This window comes from Pseudomonas sp. PS02303 (assembly GCF_029959925.1).
GTDB classification, from domain to species: domain Bacteria; phylum Pseudomonadota; class Gammaproteobacteria; order Pseudomonadales; family Pseudomonadaceae; genus Aquipseudomonas; species Aquipseudomonas mandelii.
This window is the reverse complement of the sequence record NZ_JASCOM010000012.1, coordinates 1-19548: the sequence shown is the minus strand read 5'-3', so window position 1 is coordinate 19548 and position 19548 is coordinate 1. Positions and strand designations below refer to the sequence as shown.

Here is a 19548-nt window from a genome sequence, read left to right as displayed (position 1 = left end):
AGAAAAAGCGTTTGTGCCTGTGCTGCTGTCTTGGCGGGCAAACCACGCTTCCACAGAGATAGGGGTCGATCACGTCTTGTGTGAACGACGCAGGTCAACCGTAGGAGCGTGGCTTGCCCGCGAAGAGGCCGGAACAAACAGCACATATTCCGAAGACGTCCCTGTTACCGCCCCAGCCTTTGCGACCAACGGCGTAAACCACCTCAAGCCCGCCACAATCCCTCTGGCCCGACAGTCTCCGGCGCTCAATCAAACTGAACGCGACGACATGGCTGGCCGCTACAAATACCTGCTTACAATTTAGCCAGTCATAAAACCCGATCGTGTACTAACGAGTGTTAGTTTGGCCGCCTTATCGGTCCATGAGATGCCAACGTAGTCATGCGCATCAAACTTCCCAGTTTTCCTGCCTTCAGTGCTTACCTTCTACTGTCCTGCCTGTTTGCGACCGCGTGGATCATCAATCCTGCCAATACGCACTCTTCCTTTGCCCTGATCAGCCCCGTGATGGCAGTGGCCGGCAAAGTGGCCAAGCCCATCTATACCAGCCGTTTCGCCTCCTCCGGGTTGGTGGATTTCGTGCATTCCTCGGCGGTCACCGCACTGCCCGACGGCAGTCTGATGACGGTCTGGTTTGCTGGCTCCCGCGAAGGCGCAGCCGATGTACAGGTGCGCTCCGCCCGGTTCGACTCGAAAACCGGCGAATGGGGTGCTGAACAGGTATTGGCCACTCGGGACTCGACCCAACAGGGCACTCGAAAATACATCCGCAAGCTGGGCAACCCGGTGGTGGCGCTCGCGCCGGATAATCGGGTGTGGTTGTTCTACGTGTCCGTGTCCATGGGTGGCTGGGCCGGTAGCGCGGTCAACGTGATGGTTTCCGATGACTTCGGTGAACATTGGTCCGCTCCGCGCCAACTGATCACCTCGCCCTTTCTGAACATCAGCACCCTGGTCCGGTCGGCACCGGTGTTTCATGCCGACGGCTCCATCGGCCTGCCGGTCTACCATGAGTTCCTGGGCAAGTTTGCCGAGTACCTCTACCTGAGCGCAGACGGCGATGTAATCGACAAATTCCGCATCAGCCACGGCATGAATTCATTGCAACCCGCGGTGGTGCCGCTGGATGGCCAGCGCGGCATCGCCTTGCTGCGTTATGCCGGCAACACCCACCACCGTGTCCTGGCGACCCGCACTGAAGACGCCGGGCAAACCTGGAGCGAACCTTATCCGCTCGACCCCTCGAACCCGAATTCCTCGTTGGCGGCCGTCGCAACACCCGAACATGGGTTGCTGGTGGCGCTCAACGACCTGCAGGAGGGGCGCTTCAAGCTGAGCCTGTATGGGACCGACGCCAAAATGGACGATTGGCGCTCATTACGCGACCTGGACAAATCCCCGGATCCACTGGGCGCGCCATTTTCTCCCGAAGCCTACAAGGAGATCATCGGCAGAGAATTCCGCGGTTCCAGCGGCGCACGTCGCCATTCACTGGAAGCGGAGTTCCTGGATAACCTCGACAAACGTGTCTGTAAAAACCAGGGGTGTGAATTCGAATACGAATACCCGTATTTCATCCGCAGTCCTGACGGTATGTATCACTTGGTTTATTCCTGGAACAACACCTTCATCAAGCACGTCACCTTTAACGATGCATGGCTTAGCGAGCGCCTCAAATGATCAGCCTGTGGCAAGCCCATCTCAGCTTCGCGATGATCATCTTCCTGCTGCTGCCGTCGTTCGGCTTGTCCAGGACCTGGCGGATCGCACTGCTGGCCGCCTTGCTGGCCGTCAGCTTCTTCTCGCCGGACGGCTTGTCGTTGGCCGCGTATTTGCGCAGCTACATTGATGACCTTGCGATCACCACCCTGGTGTTCATGGCGTGGGGCTGCTTGCGTCGACTGGACATGCTGCCACCGGCACGGGGAAGGACCGGCGTATTGATCCTCTTCGCCGCGATGGCCCTGGTGTTGTACCCGGCCACTCTGGGCATGAGTGATGTGGACCCCTATCGGTTAGGCTACAGCCCGCGCCCCATGTTGATTTTCTTCGCAGTGCTGACGCTGGGCCTGTTTTACCTGCGCAATGGCCTGGCCGTCTTGATGCTGGCCAGCGCAACCCTGGCCTTCATCGCCGGGATCAAACCTTCGCAAAACTATTGGGATTACCTGGTTGATCCGCTGTTGGGTCTGTATTGCTGCGGGGCACTGCTGACGCTTGCCCTGCGCTGGACCTATCGCCGCTCAAGCAAGCGGCGCGGTGCAGCGAGCGACGAACTCAAATCCGTTTGAGATTTAACTTTTTAACAGGGGAACAAGGATGGGTTGGCTGCACTCGAGACGTTTACATTATTGGCTAGGCGCTACAGCGATTGCGTTTGTGCTGTTTGCACTGCTGAGGATGGCGTTCTTCTTCGGCTTTTCCGGGTTCGAACCCAAAGCCCTGATCGACACAAAGGGCGTCTGGGAAACCCTGAGCATCGGCTTCAGTTTCGATCTGCGCCTGGCCATCCTGACCATGTTGCCGTTGGCGCTGCTGGCCTGGATGCCTCGCTGGAACCTGCTCCGCAGCCGCCTGCTGCGACGTATCGCACGCGTCTATCTGGTCGCCGCCCTGAGCGTTTTGCTGCTGATCTACATCATCGACTTTGGCCACTACGCCTACTTGGGCGTGAGGATCAACGCCACCGTGCTGCGCTTCATCGAGGATGCGCAGATCTCTCGCGACATGGTTTGGCAGACTTACCCGGTGATCTGGATTTCACTGGGCTGGCTGGTAACGATCGCGCTGGTGACACTGGCCCTGGTGCGCCTGGAACGCTTCACGCTGGACCGCCCTCGCAAAGCCATTCGCAAGCTCTCCGCGACGTGGGGCGGTGCGTTGATGGTCGTCCTGGTGCTGCTGGGCATTTTGGGTCGTGTCGAAAACATGAACCTTGAAAACCCCGTTCCGTTGCGCTGGAGCGATGCGTTCTTCTCGGGTAATAACCAGATCGCCGCACTCGGCCTGAACCCGGTGCTGTTTCTCTACGATACGGGCAAAGTCGGCCAATCGCGTTATGACGAGGCGCAAGTGCGCGAACATTACGCGGTCATGGCCAACTACCTGGGTGTCGACAAACCCGACCCGCAGACCCTTGATTTCGTGCGGCACCAGGCCCCCCAACCGTACAAAATCCCGGGCTCGCGTCCCCCGAACGTGATGTTCATCATGCTTGAATCGCTGGGCACCAGTGCCGTCGGGGCCTACGGCAACCCGATCAATCCGACGCCCAATCTCGATCGGCTGGCCACTCAGAGCTGGTTCTTCGAGCACTTCTACGTACCCGTAACGGGGACCGCGAAAACCGTCTGGGCCAGCATCAGCGGGGTGCCTGATGTCACGCGACAGGAAACCGCGACGCGTAATCCGCTGATCACCCAGCAAAACACGCTGATCAATGCGTTCACCGGTTACGAGAAGATCTACACCATCGGCGGCAACTCCGGCTGGGCCAACATGAATGCCCTGATCCGGCAGAGCATCGACGGCGTGCGTCTGTTCGAAGAGCGGGACTGGAAATCGCCGGTGGTAGACGTCTGGGGTATTTCCGATCTGGACCTGTTCAAGGAAACCGACCAGATCCTGCAAGCACTGCCCAAGGACAAACCTTTCTTTGCCTATGTGCAGACGGCCGGCAACCACCGTCCGTTCACGATCCCAAAAAGCAATGACGGCTTCGAGGTCAAGCACCCTACCCTGGCCGAAGTGCAGGCTGCCGGATCGCGCAGTGTCGAGCAGTACAACGCCGTGCGCCTGCTGGACTTCAACCTCGGCCGCTTGATGGAAATCGCCAAGGCCGGTGGCTGGTACGAAAACACCATTTTCGTGATGTTTGGCGACCACAACACCCGTATCGCGCAGATCCCGTTCCTGGCACCGGCCTACGAGCAACTGGGCCTGGAGAGCAACGCGGTGCCGATGATCATCCACGCACCAGGCTTGATCGGGACGCGCCAGGTCAAGGAAGCGGTCGGCCTGGTGGACCTGCTGCCCACCGTGGCGGGGATGGCCGGCCTTGAGTTTCGCAACAGCGGCATGGGCCGTGATATCCAGCAGCCCGCGCGCGAGGGTGAACGCGTGGTGCCGCTGGTATTGCGTGAGGGCACGTTCCCGCTGATTGCCGGCGTGACTCAACACTACATGGTGCAGATGGAGCACGACGGCAGTTCGCCGACCCTTCACGACCTGGCCTCGATGACGCCACGGGACAACGTTGCCGAGAAAAACCCTGAAGAGTTCAAACGCCTGTCGGCGCTGACCCGCGCCATGCATGAAACCTCACGGTTGATGCTGTACCAGAACGTTCGAAAGTAACCGTTCAAGCCCCGCAAACCCGCGTCTTTGCTCCAGATAGACGCGGGCCCTCCCCGCGACACCCGTAAAAGACTCTGTCTATTACTCCCCAATACTCCACCTATTAGCTGACTTCCCAAGTGGGGTCTAACCTGTATCCAGCGCTGGCGGAACAAGCTGGCCGGTTTAGTGCTGATAAGGAGACAGGAATGAGTCCGAAGCTTGACTAGGCCACCCGTGGGCCACCGCGCAGGCAACTCGATTGCCGCAGTTCAGAATTCCCGTGTGGTCCAGACAATCAGTTGATCCAACTGTGGGTCCTGCAGCCTATGTCATTGAATTCGCTCGTTGCTATCTAACGCCCACCCCGGGCCGATAGCCGGATGAAACACGACCAAAGGTAGCTCACACATGGCAAATGAATCGAAATGCCCGTTCAATCACGCCGCTGGCGGTGGCACGACGAACCGCGATTGGTGGCCGAACCAACTGAATCTGAAGATCCTGCACCAGCACTCGTCCCTGTCCGACCCCATGGACGAGGGCTTCAACTACGCCGAAGAATTCAAGACCCTGGACTTTGAGGCGGTCAAGCGCGACCTGACGGCGCTGATGACCGATTCGCAAGACTGGTGGCCAGCGGACTTCGGTCACTATGGGCCGCTGTTCGTTCGCATGGCCTGGCACGCCGCAGGCACGTACCGCACGGGCGACGGTCGGGGCGGCGCCGGCTCGGGCCAACAGCGTTTTGCACCGCTCAACAGCTGGCCGGACAACGTCAGCCTCGACAAGGCACGCAGGCTGCTCTGGCCGATCAAGCAAAAGTACGGTCGAAAAATTTCCTGGGCCGACTTGATCGTCCTTACCGGCAACGTCGCGCTGGAGTCCATGGGCTTCAAGACCTTTGGTTTTTCCGGTGGCCGTGCGGACGTCTGGGAACCCGATGAAGACGTCTACTGGGGCTCGGAAAACAAATGGCTGGGCGGCGACACCCGCTACGGCAAAGACGACAATGCTCCCGTGGAAGCACCCGGTGACGGTCCACTCGTGGCCGAACCCGGCAAAAACGAGGAGAGCCGTACCGAACACGGTCGCAATCTCGAAAACCCGCTGGCCGCCGTGCAAATGGGCCTGATTTACGTCAACCCCGAAGGCCCGGAAGGCGAGCCAGACCCGGTCAGATCCGCCATAGACATCCGCGAAACCTTCGGCCGCATGGCAATGAATGACGAAGAAACCGTGGCGCTGATTGCCGGCGGCCACGCCTTCGGCAAAACCCACGGCGCCGGCCCCGCCGACAACGTAGGTGCCGAACCTGAGGCGGCGGGCCTCGAAGCACAAGGCCTTGGCTGGAAGAACAGCTTCGGCACCGGCAAAGGCCCGGACACCATCACCAGCGGCCTGGAAGTGACTTGGACCACCACACCCACCCGCTGGAGCAACAACTACCTGGAAAACCTGTTCGGCTTCGACTGGGAACTGAGCAAAAGCCCGGCCGGTGCGCACCAGTGGGTTGCGAAAAACGGCGCGGGCGCCGGCACCATCCCGGATGCTTTCGACCCGTCCAAACGGCGTAATCCCACCATGCTGACCTCAGACCTGGCCCTGCGATTCGACCCGATCTACGAACCGATCTCGCGGCGCTTCCTGGCCAATCCGGATCAGTTGGCCGACGCCTTCGCCCGTGCCTGGTTCAAACTGATCCACCGTGACATGGGCCCCCTCTCCCGCTACCTCGGCCCGGAAATGCCCGGCGAAGAACTGCTGTGGCAAGACCCGATCCCAGAGGTCGACCATGCTTTGGTCAACGACAGCGACGTCGCAGCGCTCAAGAGCAAAGTGCTTGCCTCGGGCCTGAGCGTCTCGCAATTGGTATCAACAGCTTGGGCAGCGGCTTCCACCTTCCGTGGCTCCGATAAACGTGGCGGCGCCAACGGCGGTCGTCTGCGTCTGGCACCGCAGAAATCCTGGCAAGCCAACCAGCCTGAGCAACTGGCGAACGTGCTGGCGAAACTGGAGAGCATCCAGAGCGAGTTCAACAACAGCGGCAAGAAAATCTCGCTGGCGGATTTGATCGTTCTGGCGGGTAATGCAGGTGTCGAACAGGCCGCAAAAAATGCCGGCCACAGCGTCACCGTGCCGTTCACACCCGGGCGGATGGACGCCTCGCAAGAGCAGACGGATGTCGAGTCTTTCGGCTTCCTCGAACCCATCGCCGATGGCTTTCGCAACTACCTCAAATCCCGTTACAGCGTGTCGGCCGAGCATCTGTTGATCGACAAGGCGCAACAGCTGACGCTCACCGCGCCAGAAATGACCGCGCTCGTGGGTGGTCTTCGCGTGTTGAACACCAACGTCGGGCAAACAAAACACGGCGTGTTCACCCAGCAGCCAGAGGCATTGACCAATGACTTCTTCAAGAACCTGCTGGACATGGGCGTGGAATGGAAACCGACCTCAGAGGCCAACGAGGAGTTTGAAGCACGCGATCGCAAAACCGGTGAATTGAAGTGGACCGGCACGCGGGTTGATCTGGTCTTCGGCTCTCATGCGCAATTGAGGGCGCTGGCGGAGGTTTACGCGAGCAGTGATGCGAAAGAGAAGTTTGTGAAAGACTTCGTGGCGGCGTGGACCAAGGTGATGAACCTGGATCGCTTTGATGTGAAGTGATGCCGTTGTTGAATCTGTGACGCCTGAAAGGGGCCACCTCGATCCAGTGATACGGAGAGACGTGGCCCTTTTGTCATTTGCGGGTGCCTGTCACCCCGCACCGGTCGCAATCATCACAGGATTCAGTAACCCACCCCACGAACACCACCCGATGCCCTGATGGATTCGCCGGTGACCCAATGCGAGTCGTCGGATGCCAGGAAAACGGCCAGCGGCGCAATGTCTTCGGGCTCACCGAAACGACCAAGCGGCGTACCGGCGATCAGCTGTTCACCAAACGCTCCGGCGAAGTTGCCCTCCGTCGCCGGCGTATTGGTGTGACCGGGCAAGATCGAGTTGACCCTGATCCCTCGCGGCCCGAGCTCTCTGGCCAAGGCAAACGTCAATGTATCAACCGCGCCCTTGGTGGCCGAATAAACGCTGGAAGCCAAGTAGGGATCGGTGCTGAGAATCGAGCTGATATTGATGATGCTGCCCGAGGGGCCAAGCAGCTTGACGGCTTCTCGGACCGCCAGGAGATACCCGAGCACATTCAGATTGAATTGCTGGTGGAACGCGTCCTCGGTGAGGTCTTCGATCATTTGAAATACCGCGACGCCCGCATTGTTCACCAGAATATCCAGCGCCCCGAAGTCCGCCCTGACCGTGTCGAACAGGCGGACCACATCGGCTGATTGACTGATATCCGCCTGAATGGCGACGGCTTTACCGCCCTGCCCCTGAATCTGCGCGACCACCGCATCGGCGTCGGCTTTGCTCGACGCGTAGTTCACAACGACCGTTGCTCCTGCCGCGCCCAATGCTTTGGCGATACCTGCGCCGATGCCTTTCGATGCGCCCGTGACAACAGCAATTTTTCCTTCAAGTTTCATGAGGCTGACCTTTACCTGAGTTGATTGATCCATCGCAGGTCTGCCTGCCATCAGGTTTTGAAGGCCTGAGCGCAACCTGCCGCTTGCCCCCAGTATCCGGGCAGGCGAAGGACAAACGTTTGCCAGTTGTTATCGAATGCTTGCCTATTCTTCTCGCATGGCTTGCCCTGCTCGCGGCGATGGCTCATGTTCAGCGCATGAATCCTGCGATCGAAGAACTGCGCCGCCTCGTGATGCGCGCGGAAAACAAGTGGACGGACACCGGGCTGCCGCGTGTGACGATGGTCCAGGCGGAGGCGTGTGCGAGCCAGGTGTATCAGCCGATGCTGCACCTGGTGCTCCAGGGTGCGAAAACCTTGTCTATCGGCGATCAGGTTTATCAGTATCTGCCGATGACCTACTTCCTCGTGCCGGTGGACGTGCCCGCCACCGGTGAGATACACCCCGGCGGACCAGCCTTGCCCTATCTTGCGATCAGCCTGACCCTGGACCCGAACGTCATCGCGACGCTGCTGACAACCGACATCAAGACGACCGCGCCGCCACCCGCAAGCCGCTTTGCGGCGGTGCCGGCACAGGCTGAAATGATCGACGCCTGGTTGCGCATGATGCGGCTGATGGACCGCCCAAACGAAGCCGCGGTACTGGCGCCGATGCTTGAGCGGGAGATTCTGTTTCGAGCCTTGCAAGGCCCGCTAGGGCCGATGTTGCGTGAAATCGCTCGCCCGGATGGTCGTCTGGCGCAGATACGCCGCGCCACCCAATGGATCCGTGAGCACTACACCGAACCCTTTCGCGTTGAGCCACTGGCGACCATGACCGACATGAGCGTTGCGGCGTTTTATCGGCATTTCAAATCCATCACAGGCATGACGCCCATTCAATATCAAAAGCGCCTGCGCCTGCTCAGGGCTCGCTGGTTATTGCTGTTCGAGACTCGCGATGCCGCTTCAATTGCCTTCACCGTGGGGTATGAAAGCGCATCACAATTCAGCCGGGAATATGCACGCCTGTTCGGCATGCCACCGGCGCGTGATGCTGCAAGGTTCAGGGCGCCCGTTGTCCCGGGTGATACTGAGATGACAACACTTGATCTGCGGCCTGAGCTTAATCCTGCCTGACAATATCGACCGAGGGGTTGGTCGAACCCTATCTTCAATCGAACCCCTCCACGCCTGAAAGGTCTGCTCCTGTAGTACTTCTCTGGAATGAGCTCTCATGTCTGCGCACCAAAGCCTTGTTGTACTCGCTCGGGGAGGCTATGCCGCTCGCGGCGTTCTTTACCTGATCATTGGCATCTTCGCGCTGCTGGCGGCTCAAGATTCGACAAAACCCAAAGACAGTCACAGGAGCCTGGAGGCCGTGTTAAGCCAGCCTTTCGGTTACGTTTTAGTCGGATTGGTGGTGGCAGGCCTGCTCGCCTTCGCCTGTTGGCGAGTGCTGCAAGCCCTGCGCGACGTTGATCATCACGGTCACGAAATGAAGGGGTTGGTCATCCGGGCAGGACTGTTGGCAGGAGGTTTGGTCAACGGCGCGCTGGCATTTTTTGCGTTGGGCTTGCTCATCAGCGGCATCAGCAGCTCGGGCGATTCCGGCGGTGGGCAGACCAAGGATCTACTGGCGCACCTGTTGTCCTGGGAACACTCGAATGTCGTGGTCTACCTCGTCGCGATCATCCCTCTGGGTGTAGGCATTGCTCACATCATCAAGGGCTGGAAGTCGTCGTTCGAGAAATATTTCGAAGCGGACGAAGACGTCATGCGCTACGTCCGTCCGGTGTCTCGATTCGGTCTGATCGCCCGTGGCGTCGTGTTCATCGAAATAGCGCTGTTGCTGATCATCAGCGGCTCCCGCTATAAAGCCATGGACCCGCCCGGCATGAAGGAGGCCCTCGATGCGCTGCAGAACCTGCCGGCCGGCGGCGTCATCTTGATGGTGATGGCCCTGGGATTGATCGCCTTTTCGGTGTACAGCTTGTCCGAAGCCGCCTGGCGCAAGATCAACATGGATGTGCCTGGCGTACCGGGCGCCTAGCGGCATGAATGGCCGACCGGTTTTTGCAACCCCCACACAGCTGACTTCAACGAAGGACTGATGATGACCTTTCTGATTTTTCTTTTAGCCTGCGGCGCGGCGGCCAGTACTGGCCTTCTTTTCAAACCGGGCCAGTGGTACGAATCACTCGTCAAACCGAGCTTCACGCCACCCAACTGGCTGTTTCCCGTCGCCTGGTCGATTATCTATCTGTTGCTCGCCTGGGCCGGTTACCGGTTGTCCCTGATACCTGGAAGTCAGGTGGTGCTGGCGTTATGGGCGGCGCAAATTGCCCTGAATACGCTGTGGACACCGGTGTTTTTCGGCGCACACCGCATTTTCGCCGCGATGGTGATCCTGACGCTGCTCTGGCTGGTGGTCGCAGCGATGGTGGTGATGGCGATGCGGCTAGATGTGATCACAGGCTTGATCCTGTTCCCCTACCTTGTGTGGCTTTGTGTGGCGGCTGCGTTGAATTTTTCCATCTTGCGCAATAACCGCGGATAGCGAACTCCGAGCAGCTAACTCGACTGCTGTTGTTTCACGACTCGCCGTCGACAAGTCTCACCCTGTGGCAGTCAGACGGCCCCAGTTTTTGCCCGCTTGATGAACGAACATCCATCGGCATCAGGGCCTGGCCGGTCGCGTTGTCCAACAGCACAGAACGCGTTTCCTGCGGCTGGAACAGGAAACGTTCGCCCCACTGCCTCATGCTGACCACCACCGGAAAGATCTCACGTCCTTTGTCCGTCAGGACGTACTCCTTGTAGGCGCTTCCATCTGACGCCGGTCGAACGTCGAAGACCCCGACCTCAACCAATGCCTTTAGCCGCGAGGCCAGGATATTTTTGGCCACGCCCAGGCTCTTCTGAAATTCGCTGAATCGGCGAATATCGTCAAAGGCGTCGCGAAGGATCATGAGCGACCAGCGATCCCCAATCACCTCCAGTGTTCTTGCTACCGGGCATTCGCTGCTGTGCGGTGAAGTGCCTTCGACCATCGTATTTACCTTTTGGATAACGGTTGCCAAGTCTGCCGACCAAGCTGGTTGCAATTTGAAACTTGATTCAGCAATAATCGAATCCGGTTTTTAATTGCAACCAGCTTAACGCCATGGAGGCGCTTATGACAGCAGATGCCGACGCAATAGCCAAACGTAGCACCGGGCAGCCTGTGGGATTGCCGCCTGCGGAAGCCGAAGAAATCAGTAGGACTGAACGGTCTTCGGGGCTTTCTCCGTCACTCACGTTATTGTTTTCTGTCACCTGCGCGCTGGCCGTCGCCAATGTTTACTTTGCCCAACCCTTGCTCGCCTCGATGGCTGAAAGCCTAGGGGTCACTTCAGGTGTGATCGGGTTCGTGGTGACGGCCACTCAGGCCGGATACGCGCTGGGGTTGTTGTTCATCGTACCGCTGGGCGACAGGGTCAACCGTAAACGGATGATTTTGACTCAAGTGATGCTGTCTGCCCTCGCGCTGGCGGCCGTCGGCGCTTCACAGCAGTGGCTGGCTCTCTTGGGCGCCATGATTGTGATGGGATTACTCGCAGTGGTGGTTCAGGTGCTCGTAGCCTATGCCGCCGCGCTCGCAACGCCCTCACAGCGCGGGCAGGCCGTGGGGACCCTAACAAGCGGGGTTGTCCTGGGCATTCTTCTGGCGCGGTTTATCTCTGGGCTGATCGCCGATCTGGCGGGCTGGCGCGCCGTCTATTTCGTGTCCTCAGGATTGATGCTGACCCTCGCGGCGGTCCTGTGGAAAGTGGTGCCCGCCACGGCGTTGCCACGCAATCATGACACCTACCCTGCGCTGATCCGGTCGCTCTTCAAGCTGTTCATGACCGAACCGGTTTTGTGGGCCAGGGGCCTGTTGGCCTTACTGATCTTTGCCGCTTTTTCAGTGCTGTGGACCTCTATGGTGCTGCCGTTAAGCGCTCCGCCGCTGTCGCTTTCACACACCGCCATCGGCCTGTTTGGCCTGGCCGGTGTCGCCGGTGCCTTGGCTGCGAGAAGAGCCGGCCAGTGGGCCGATAGAGGTTGGGGTCAACGCGTAACCGGCCTTTCGCTGGGGCTCCTGGCGCTTTCCTGGTTGCCCATCAGTTTTGCCCAGACGTCCCTGATCGCGCTGGTTTTCGGCGTGGTCGTGCTCGACTTCGCGGTGCAAGCCGTGCACGTCACCAATCAGAGCTTCATTTTTGCGGCACGACCCGACGCGCAAAGTCGGATGGTCGGCGCCTACATGTGCTTCTACTCGGTCGGCAGTGCGCTGGGGGCGGTCGCCGCAACCCAGGTTTATGCGCGCTGGGGCTGGATGGCAACAAGCGTGCTTGGCGCCTTGATCAGCGCTGCGGCTTTGGCGCTTTGGGTTTTTACGAGTCATCTATCACCGACCAATCAAGGAAGATCAGCATGAAAGCCAGGCACCTGCTACTCGCCATCTCGATTACGGCCATCTGGGGTGTGAATTTTTCAGTGATCAAACTGGGCCTCACCACCGTTGACCCGCTGATTCTTGCCGGCATTCGCTTTACGCTTTGCGCACTTCCAGCGATCTTTTTCATTCCGAAACCCGATGTACAGTGGCGCTACATCATGGGTTACGGTCTGGTCTTCGGCATAGGACTCTGGGGCGTCGTCAACCTTGGTATCAAGTCGGGCCTCTCCGCTGGCATCGCTTCGCTGGTGCTTCAGTTCAGCGCTTTTTTCACGATTCTGCTGGGCTCATGGGTATTCAAGGAGACCATTTCCCGCTACCAACTGGCGGGCATGGGCATCGCCTTCTGTGGCTTGTTGAGCATCATCTCGATTGTTGACGGGACAGTGACGACGGCAGGGCTGATGCTGGTGCTGCTGGGCGCGGTGGCCTGGAGTGCGGCCAACGTAATCAACAAAAAAGCCAGAACAACTCAGGTCTTTGCTTTCCTGGTGTGGTCCAGTGCTTTTTCGCCCATCCCTCTTTTCGCGCTTGATTACGCGGTCAACGGCTCGACGGGTTACAGCGCATTGGTGAATCAACTCGACTACCGTGCCGTCCTGTCGATCCTGTTCCAGGTCTACCCCAACACCCTGTTCGGCTACTGGGTGTGGAATTCACTCCTGAAACGATACCCAGTGTCTACCGTCGCGCCGTTATCGTTATTGGTGCCGGTATTCGGACTGCTGGGTTCAGTCATGATTTTCAATGAGCCCCTGTCATTCAACAAAATCGTTGCTGTCGTTCTCATCGTATCGGGGCTTGGCGTCGGTTTATACGGACAGCGTTTGCTCAGTGCCGTGCTCAGGCGAGCAGACCGACGCCATAGTGCAGCAGAAGTAAGTGCATCGCTGCCTCATGGACGGGCAACCAAGGCCACACGAAAATTCTTCTAATGCCGAGGCGGCGGTCGTTACCATGGACACGGATTCAACCGGAGGAATGCAATGGAGCTGAAGTTCAGTCACGTCGATGTGCTGGTCAAGAACCTCGAAGAAGCCTGTGCTTACTACGCACAGATACTGCAAGCCAGGATCTCTAAAACGCTTGTCTGGGAACGCGGTGGTCTGCACGTGCGCTACGCGATTGCGTTGATCGGTGCGGAGCGATTCATGCTGGTACAACCGCTGGCGGGGAACCTGAAGGCGCTCCTGGATTGCGCGGGCGAAGGCATGATTTACCGCCACTGCTACTCCACACCGGACATCGAGAAGGCCTATGACGAATTGATCGCCGCGGGTGTTCAGCCAGAAGACGAGAACGGAAAACCACTCGCCCGTGCGAACCTGCAATCTCCGTCCGGGACCCGCATCATCTGGCTGCCCAAGCGCTTCGGGCACTTCTCCATCGAGATATTGGAAGACAAGGCGTTGGAGGCCTTTATCGAGGATGCATTTGCCTGAATGGGGCTGCGGTGAATGCCCGCTTTCGCCGGTTGGCGATCGATTGTCCCATCCGAGTTGACAGTCAAACCGTTTTCACCCTCTTTTTCCCTTTCCTGTAGATCATTAATCTGAGCCCATGTTGAACGAAGCCACTTACCCCTACAGAGAAAGGATTTCATCATGAGCAACGCCACATACAACCGCCTGAACAAAGACGACGCCGTAGTCCTGATGATCGACCACCAGACCGGTCTGATTTCGCTGGTGCAGGACTTCTCGCCGAATGAGTTCAAGAACAATGTGCTGGCTCTGGCTGACGTGGCCAAGTTCTTCGAACTGCCGACCATCCTGACCACCAGTTTCGAACAAGGCCCCAATGGTCCGCTGGTCCCGGAGCTCAAGGAAATGTTTCCGGACGCGCCCTACATTGCCCGTCCTGGCCAGATCAACGCCTGGGACAACGAAGACTTCGTCAAGGCGATCAAGGCGACCGGGCGCAAACAACTGATCATTGCCGGTGTCGTGACCGATGTGTGCGTGACCTTCCCGACGCTGTCGGCCCTGGCTGAAGGGTTTGAAGTGTTCGTGGTCACGGATTCTTCCGGCACCTTCAACACCACCGTGCAACAGGCAGCGTGGAACCGCATGACGCAAGCCGGTGCGCAAATGATGAACTGGTTCTCGGTCGCCTGCGAGTTACAGGGCGACTGGCGCAACGACATCGAAGGCCTGGGCAACTTGCTGTCCCAGCGCATTCCGAACTACCGCAACCTGATGAACAGCTACTCGGCCATGGCAGCGCGCCAGGCATAAAGAAAACGGGCGATGATGACCTCATCGCCCGTTATCTTGTCAGCCTCATGGGACAGTCAGACACGCTGCCTTCTATGAATTGGCAGGAGTGGAGCATGACCGTTGTCGAGATCGAAGAGCGGCATTGACGAGGCTGCGGTTGTGTAAGCAGTGAGAATGAAAACAAGGCCGCCTTCGCGGCCTTGTGTGTTTTCAGGTGTTCAAGGCTGTCGCGTGCTGACTCGCTGCCCGCCTTGCTCGAACATCGCTTCGAAACGCGGTTTGTTGGCAGCGTAATAAGCGGCCACGGCCTGGTCAGAGGAGGTTTGGCGTGCCTGCATCATTAGCGCTTCCAGGTCCGCCTGGGGGATCGAGTAATGAGCGAAGAAATACGCCACTTCCGGGTACTGCTGGCTAAAACCTTTGCGCGCCATGGCGTGAATCTGCTCGGCGCCACCAAAGATATGCTTGGGATCATCCAGGTAACGCAGTGACCACTTGGAGAACATCCAGTGTGGGCTCCAGGCATTGACCAGGGACCATTTGTCACGTTTGAGGTTGCGGTCCAGCTCATTAAGCATGCCGGTTTCCGAGGAGGCCACCAGCTTGTACCCGTCGAGTTTGTATTCTTCCATGGCCTTGACCGTGAGCTTGTATTGGCCATTGCCGACTTCAGAGGTGAGGATCTTGCCGTCGAGTTTTTCCCGGACCTGCGGTTTGTTCAGATCCTCGACGCTCGCCACTTCACTGATGGGCACCGAGGTGGGCACGGCCATGCCGATCCGCCCTTCATACAGCACGCCGAGGTCTTCCAGCCGGTCCTTGTACTTGTCGTAAAACGCCTTGTGGGTACTCGGTAGCCACACCATCGGGATCAGGTCGATATTACCGTTGGCCAGCGCCTGGAATTGAATGCCAATGTCGGCCATCACCAGTTTGACCGGTTGCTTGAGATGTTCCTGCAACGCGGTGCTGGCCAGTTTGACGGTGATTTCGGTGTCGGACCAATTGACCCAGCCAATGCGCACGGGCTCGGGTTCAGCAGCCTGAACCAGCGCTGCACTTGCTCCAAGCGCAAAGCCGAAAAGGCAGGCACAGGCTTTTTTTCGATACGGCGAACGAGCGTTCATCAGGCGTCTTCCTATTGATGTGGGATAGGCAGGTTGTCTTCATTTGAACGGCCTTACGGTCGTGAACAGTGCAGTCTTCGCTGCTTTAAGCCCGGGCAGCGCAGCCCTCTTCTTCTGCCCCTCGCAATCCCATGCATGTCATCCATCCAGAACACTGACGACGGGGTCTCTGCACCCTTTCGAGCTTGATCTTATCGACGAGTTTTGCGGCGCGCAAGAAAAATGTACACCTGTGTCAACGATGATTGACACAGGTGTACAGTTATCCTAATTTCAACTCGCCAAGTCCGATGAAGCCCCACTACGGAGCGCACCACGATGTCCAGCGATCCCTTGCTGCAACCCTACAAGATCAAGCACCTGACCCTGAAAAACCGGATCATGACCACCGCGCACGAACCGGCCTACCCGGTCGATGGCATGCCGCAGGCGTTGTATCGCGCTTACCACGTCGAACGCGCCAAAGCCGGCGTGGCCCTGACCATGACCGCCGGCTCCGCAGCCGTGTCCCGAGACAGCCCTCCGGTGTTCAACAACGTGCTCGCCTACAAGGACGAAGTGGTCAAATGGATGAAGGACCTGACCGACGAATGCCATGAACACGGCGCGGCCGTGATGATCCAGCTGACACACCTGGGCCGCCGTACCCGATGGGACAAAGCCGACTGGTTGCCCGTGGTATCGCCCTCGCACCGACGCGAGGCTTCGCACCGGTCCTTCCCGAAGAAGATGGAAGACTGGGACATCGAGCGGATCATCAAGGACTACGTGGATGCCGCCGAGCGCATGAAGGCCGCCGGGCTTGATGGCCTGGAATTACAGGCTTACGGGCACCTGATGGATCAGTTCTGGTCACCGCTGACCAATGACCTCGAAGGCCCTTATGGCGGCTCGCTGGAAAACCGCATGCGCTTTACGTTCGACATCCTCAGGGGCATCCGCCAGCGGGTCGGCGAAGATTTCCTGCTGGGTGTGCGCTATACGGGTGATGAACAACTGCCGGGCGGCTTCAATGCCAGCGAGGGCATGCAGGTCTCACACATGCTCAAGGACAGCGGGCTGGTGGACTTCCTGAACGTCGTGCGCGGCCACATCGACACCGACGCGGGCCTGACCGACGTCATCCCGATCCAGGGCATGCGCAATTCCCCGCACCTGGACTTCGCCGGCGAGATTCGCTCCGCCACGGGTTTTCCGACCTTCCACGCCGCGAAGATTCCCGACGTTGCCACCGCGCGTTACGCCATTGCGTCAGGCAAGGTGGACATGGTGGGCATGACCCGCGCGCACATGACCGACCCGCACATCGTGCGCAAAATCATCGAGAAGCGTGAAGAAGATATCCGTCCGTGCGTGGGTGCGAATTACTGCCTGGACCGGATCTATCAGGGTGGCGCCGCCTATTGCATCCACAACCCGGCGACCGGTCGGGAAACCACGATGCCCCATGACATTCCCAAAGCGGCGGTGAAGCGCAAGGTCCTGGTCATCGGTAGCGGCCCCGCAGGTCTGGAGGCGGCGCGCGTGGCCGGCGAGCGCGGCCACGATGTCACCGTGCTGGAAGCGGCCGACCGCCCTGGCGGCCAAATCCGGCTGACGGCACTGAGCGAGCGCCGACGCGAAATGATCGGCATCATCGATTGGCGGATGAGCCAGTGCGAGCGCCTGGGCGTCAAATTCCACTTCAACACCTGGGCCGAGGCCGACACGGTATTGGCCCATGAACCGGACGTGGTAATCGTTGCCACCGGCGGCCTGCCCCATACCGAGGTGCTGTCGCAGGGCAATGACCTGGTGGTCTCGACCTGGGACATCATCTCCGGCGATGTAAAGCCTGGCCGCAATGTCCTGATCTTCGATGATGCCGGCGACCACGCCGCCCTGCAGGCGGCCGAAGTCATCGCGCAAAGCGGTGCGACCGTCGAGATCGTCACCCCGGACCGGTCGTTTGCACCCGAAGTCATGGCGATGAACCTGGTGCCCTACATGCGCAGCCTGCAGGACCTGGCCGTCACCTTCACCGTCACCTATCGGGTCGAGTCAGTCGAGAAGCGCGATGGCAGGCTCATTGCGACCTTCGGCAGCGATTACGGCAAGGTCCACAAGCAACGCGTGGTCGATCAGGTCGTCGTCAACCACGGCACGATCCCCCTGGATGACCTGTATTTCGACCTTCGTCCTCATTCGAGCAATGAAGGCGCAGTCGAACAGCACGACCTCATCGCGGGCAACGCACAGCACATCGTCACCAACCCGCAAGGGCGTTTCCAGTTGTTCAGGATTGGTGATGCGGTGTCCGCTCGAAATACCCACGCGGCGATCTATGACGCGTTGCGACTGGTGAAAGATATTTGACTCGACAGCCTCCTTCCCTGAGCGGAAGGAGGCGCCTCGGGCGCAAAGTGTGTGCCCGGACCGATCGACTACATGCCTCGCCGGGCCACTTGCGCGCCTTCCTGCACGGCACGCCCCACCATGGCTTCGATGCCCTGATCAGCCATCGACTGCAGCACGGCCGCCGTCACCCCGCGATAAGCCATCAAGTTTTCAATCATTTGCCGGGGATCATGGCTGGCGAGTAATTGACCGCCGCCCACCACCACACCCTGTGCGGCTCGTTGTGCGATCGCGGCCGGGATGCCCGCCGCCACCGCCTGATTCATCAACGCCTGGTGCAACATCGCCGCCAAGGCAGGCCCGGTGCCGGACAGCGCGCTGAGGTAATCGATACAGTCCTCATTCGGCACTTCATCCGCCGTGCCCACGCATTCGAACAACCGTTGCACCAGCGCTCGGTCCTGCTCGCACAGGCTGGCAGGACAGCACCAAGGCGTGAACGATTGCCTGATTTCCACCGCCGCATTCGGCATCGCCCGTACCACCACTTCGGCGCCCGTTGCCGCGCGAATAGCCGCCGCCGGAACCCCGGCCATCAGGGAAATCACGAGCTTGCCCCTGGCGTTTATCTGGAGTTGGCGAAATTGTTCTGGCCGGATCGACAGCACAACGATATCGCTGAGATCCACCAGCAACTGGTTGTCAGCCAGCAGCCGCACCGGTGGTTCGAACGTGTGGGTGCCGGACCGGTTCGAGACCAGCAAACGATCAGGACGGATGAAGCCGGTATCGAGCAGCGCCTGCGCAATCGCGCGGCCCAGCCAGCCGGTGCCACCGATGATGCCCAGGGTTCTATTCTGCATCGGGGGCGGCCTCCTCAAAGCTGTCGACCCGTGACACGAAAACCCCCGGCTCTTTTTCTGCGTAGCCGAATTTCCCATAAAACCGGTCGAGCTCGCGCCGCTTCGGTGCTTTGCCGGTAAATACGGTGACGTACTCAGGGATTCGCCGGAAACGTACGACGATATCCTCAGTGGTTTTCATGGAGATGTAGCCGATCTGGGTGAGATAGATCGTTCTGGCCCGAGCGTCGGCGGCCGCGACCTCATAACCGAACCGTCGGAACATCGCGGCCAGGGCATTGATTCGCGCTTCATCAGCCAGCGCGATTTCGGCGGACACCTCAGCCGATTGCAGCGCCCAGCTGCGCACGGCAAATTCAAACTGCGAGTCAAACAAATCAGGGTTTAACCAGCATTCGAAAACGTTGAGGATCGCTTCGGAAATACTTTCTGAATAACTCTCGCACTGGCCAATCAGGCCGCCGGTGTTCTTGTCCCGCCACCGCGCCAACAGCGCCGCGAGCAACTGCTCCCGGTCTTCATAAAACCAGTAGAAACTGGTGCGCGACAAATTCAGCCGCTTGGCCAACGGCATCACCCGCACGGCGTCCACACCGGACTCCTTCAGCGCATCGTAAGCCGCGTCCAGCCAGCCATTGACGGAGCCACGCCAACCCGCTTC

Annotated in this window: 17 protein-coding genes; 12 read left to right on the top strand and 5 right to left on the bottom strand. The window is 59.1% G+C overall.

Annotation, left to right across the window (positions count from 1 at the left end; all coding sequences use genetic code 11):
* Nucleotides 1–381: 381 nt before the first annotated feature.
* The 4 genes from QMX98_RS05395 to katG all read left to right on the top strand — a co-directional run bounded on the left by QMX98_RS05395 (nt 382) and on the right by katG (nt 7005).
* Entirely contained in the window at nt 382–1680 is a 1299-nt protein-coding gene (locus tag QMX98_RS05395) for a sialidase family protein (RefSeq protein ID WP_282410390.1), read from the top strand.
* Nucleotides 1677–2291: a hypothetical protein gene (locus tag QMX98_RS05390; protein WP_282410389.1), complete on the top strand. Its 615-nt coding sequence runs from the start codon at nt 1677–1679 to the stop codon at nt 2289–2291. The genes QMX98_RS05395 and QMX98_RS05390 overlap by 4 nt, the downstream gene beginning before the upstream one ends.
* A gap of 28 nt (nt 2292–2319) precedes the next feature.
* A complete protein-coding gene (locus QMX98_RS05385) occupies nt 2320–4356 on the top strand; it encodes an alkaline phosphatase family protein (protein ID WP_282410388.1) in 2037 nt (678 codons plus the stop codon).
* A 390-nt stretch (nt 4357–4746) separates the two neighbouring features.
* A complete protein-coding gene (gene katG, locus QMX98_RS05380; protein WP_282410387.1) occupies nt 4747–7005 on the top strand; it encodes a catalase/peroxidase HPI in 2259 nt (752 codons plus the stop codon).
* 122 nt (nt 7006–7127) lie between these two features.
* Here the strand turns inward: katG and QMX98_RS05375 are convergent, their stop codons facing one another.
* The gene (locus tag QMX98_RS05375; RefSeq protein ID WP_282410386.1) at nt 7128–7877 is read right to left on the bottom strand and encodes a glucose 1-dehydrogenase; all 750 of its coding nucleotides are present in this window, start codon (nt 7875–7877) and stop codon (nt 7128–7130) included.
* Nucleotides 7878–8074: 197 nt separating this feature from the next.
* On the opposite strand from QMX98_RS05375, the gene QMX98_RS05370 reads away from it, so the two are divergent.
* The 3 genes from QMX98_RS05370 to QMX98_RS05360 all read left to right on the top strand — a co-directional run bounded on the left by QMX98_RS05370 (nt 8075) and on the right by QMX98_RS05360 (nt 10418).
* The gene (locus tag QMX98_RS05370) at nt 8075–8998 is read left to right on the top strand and encodes an AraC family transcriptional regulator (protein ID WP_282410416.1); all 924 of its coding nucleotides are present in this window, start codon (nt 8075–8077) and stop codon (nt 8996–8998) included.
* A gap of 97 nt (nt 8999–9095) precedes the next feature.
* The gene (locus QMX98_RS05365) at nt 9096–9911 is read left to right on the top strand and encodes a DUF1206 domain-containing protein (RefSeq protein WP_077749492.1); all 816 of its coding nucleotides are present in this window, start codon (nt 9096–9098) and stop codon (nt 9909–9911) included.
* Nucleotides 9912–9974: 63 nt separating this feature from the next.
* Nucleotides 9975–10418: a TspO/MBR family protein gene (locus QMX98_RS05360; protein WP_083377295.1), complete on the top strand. Its 444-nt coding sequence runs from the start codon at nt 9975–9977 to the stop codon at nt 10416–10418.
* Between the two features lie 34 nt (nt 10419–10452).
* Here QMX98_RS05360 and QMX98_RS05355 read toward each other — a convergent pair whose 3' ends face one another.
* Nucleotides 10453–10911, bottom strand: a complete 459-nt coding sequence (locus QMX98_RS05355; RefSeq protein ID WP_010455384.1) for a helix-turn-helix domain-containing protein — start codon at nt 10909–10911, stop codon at nt 10453–10455.
* 125 nt (nt 10912–11036) lie between these two features.
* Here QMX98_RS05355 and QMX98_RS05350 point away from each other — a divergent pair, with 125 nt between their 5' ends.
* The 4 genes from QMX98_RS05350 to ycaC all read left to right on the top strand — a co-directional run bounded on the left by QMX98_RS05350 (nt 11037) and on the right by ycaC (nt 14578).
* A complete protein-coding gene (locus tag QMX98_RS05350) occupies nt 11037–12320 on the top strand; it encodes an MFS transporter (RefSeq protein ID WP_282410385.1) in 1284 nt (427 codons plus the stop codon).
* Nucleotides 12317–13276: an EamA family transporter gene (locus QMX98_RS05345; RefSeq protein WP_282410384.1), complete on the top strand. Its 960-nt coding sequence runs from the start codon at nt 12317–12319 to the stop codon at nt 13274–13276. Before QMX98_RS05350 ends, QMX98_RS05345 begins: the two co-directional genes overlap by 4 nt.
* A gap of 51 nt (nt 13277–13327) precedes the next feature.
* Entirely contained in the window at nt 13328–13783 is a 456-nt protein-coding gene (locus QMX98_RS05340; protein ID WP_010455390.1) for a VOC family protein, read from the top strand.
* A 162-nt stretch (nt 13784–13945) separates the two neighbouring features.
* The gene (gene ycaC / locus QMX98_RS05335) at nt 13946–14578 is read left to right on the top strand and encodes an isochorismate family cysteine hydrolase YcaC (RefSeq protein WP_077749496.1); all 633 of its coding nucleotides are present in this window, start codon (nt 13946–13948) and stop codon (nt 14576–14578) included.
* Between the two features lie 200 nt (nt 14579–14778).
* Here the strand turns inward: ycaC and QMX98_RS05330 are convergent, their stop codons facing one another.
* Nucleotides 14779–15687, bottom strand: coding sequence for a glycine betaine ABC transporter substrate-binding protein (locus QMX98_RS05330; protein WP_102594478.1), 909 nt, complete (start codon nt 15685–15687; stop codon nt 14779–14781).
* Nucleotides 15688–16005: 318 nt separating this feature from the next.
* Here QMX98_RS05330 and QMX98_RS05325 point away from each other — a divergent pair, with 318 nt between their 5' ends.
* On the top strand, nt 16006–18042 hold the full coding sequence (locus tag QMX98_RS05325; protein WP_145308318.1) for an NADH:flavin oxidoreductase: 2037 nt from the start codon (nt 16006–16008) through the stop codon (nt 18040–18042).
* Nucleotides 18043–18110: 68 nt separating this feature from the next.
* Here QMX98_RS05325 and QMX98_RS05320 read toward each other — a convergent pair whose 3' ends face one another.
* On the bottom strand, nt 18111–18887 hold the full coding sequence (locus QMX98_RS05320; RefSeq protein ID WP_282410383.1) for a pyrroline-5-carboxylate reductase dimerization domain-containing protein: 777 nt from the start codon (nt 18885–18887) through the stop codon (nt 18111–18113).
* Nucleotides 18877–19548: TetR/AcrR family transcriptional regulator (locus QMX98_RS05315; protein ID WP_282410382.1), on the bottom strand; the 672-nt coding region annotated here is incomplete at its 5' end. The genes QMX98_RS05320 and QMX98_RS05315, both read right to left, overlap by 11 nt.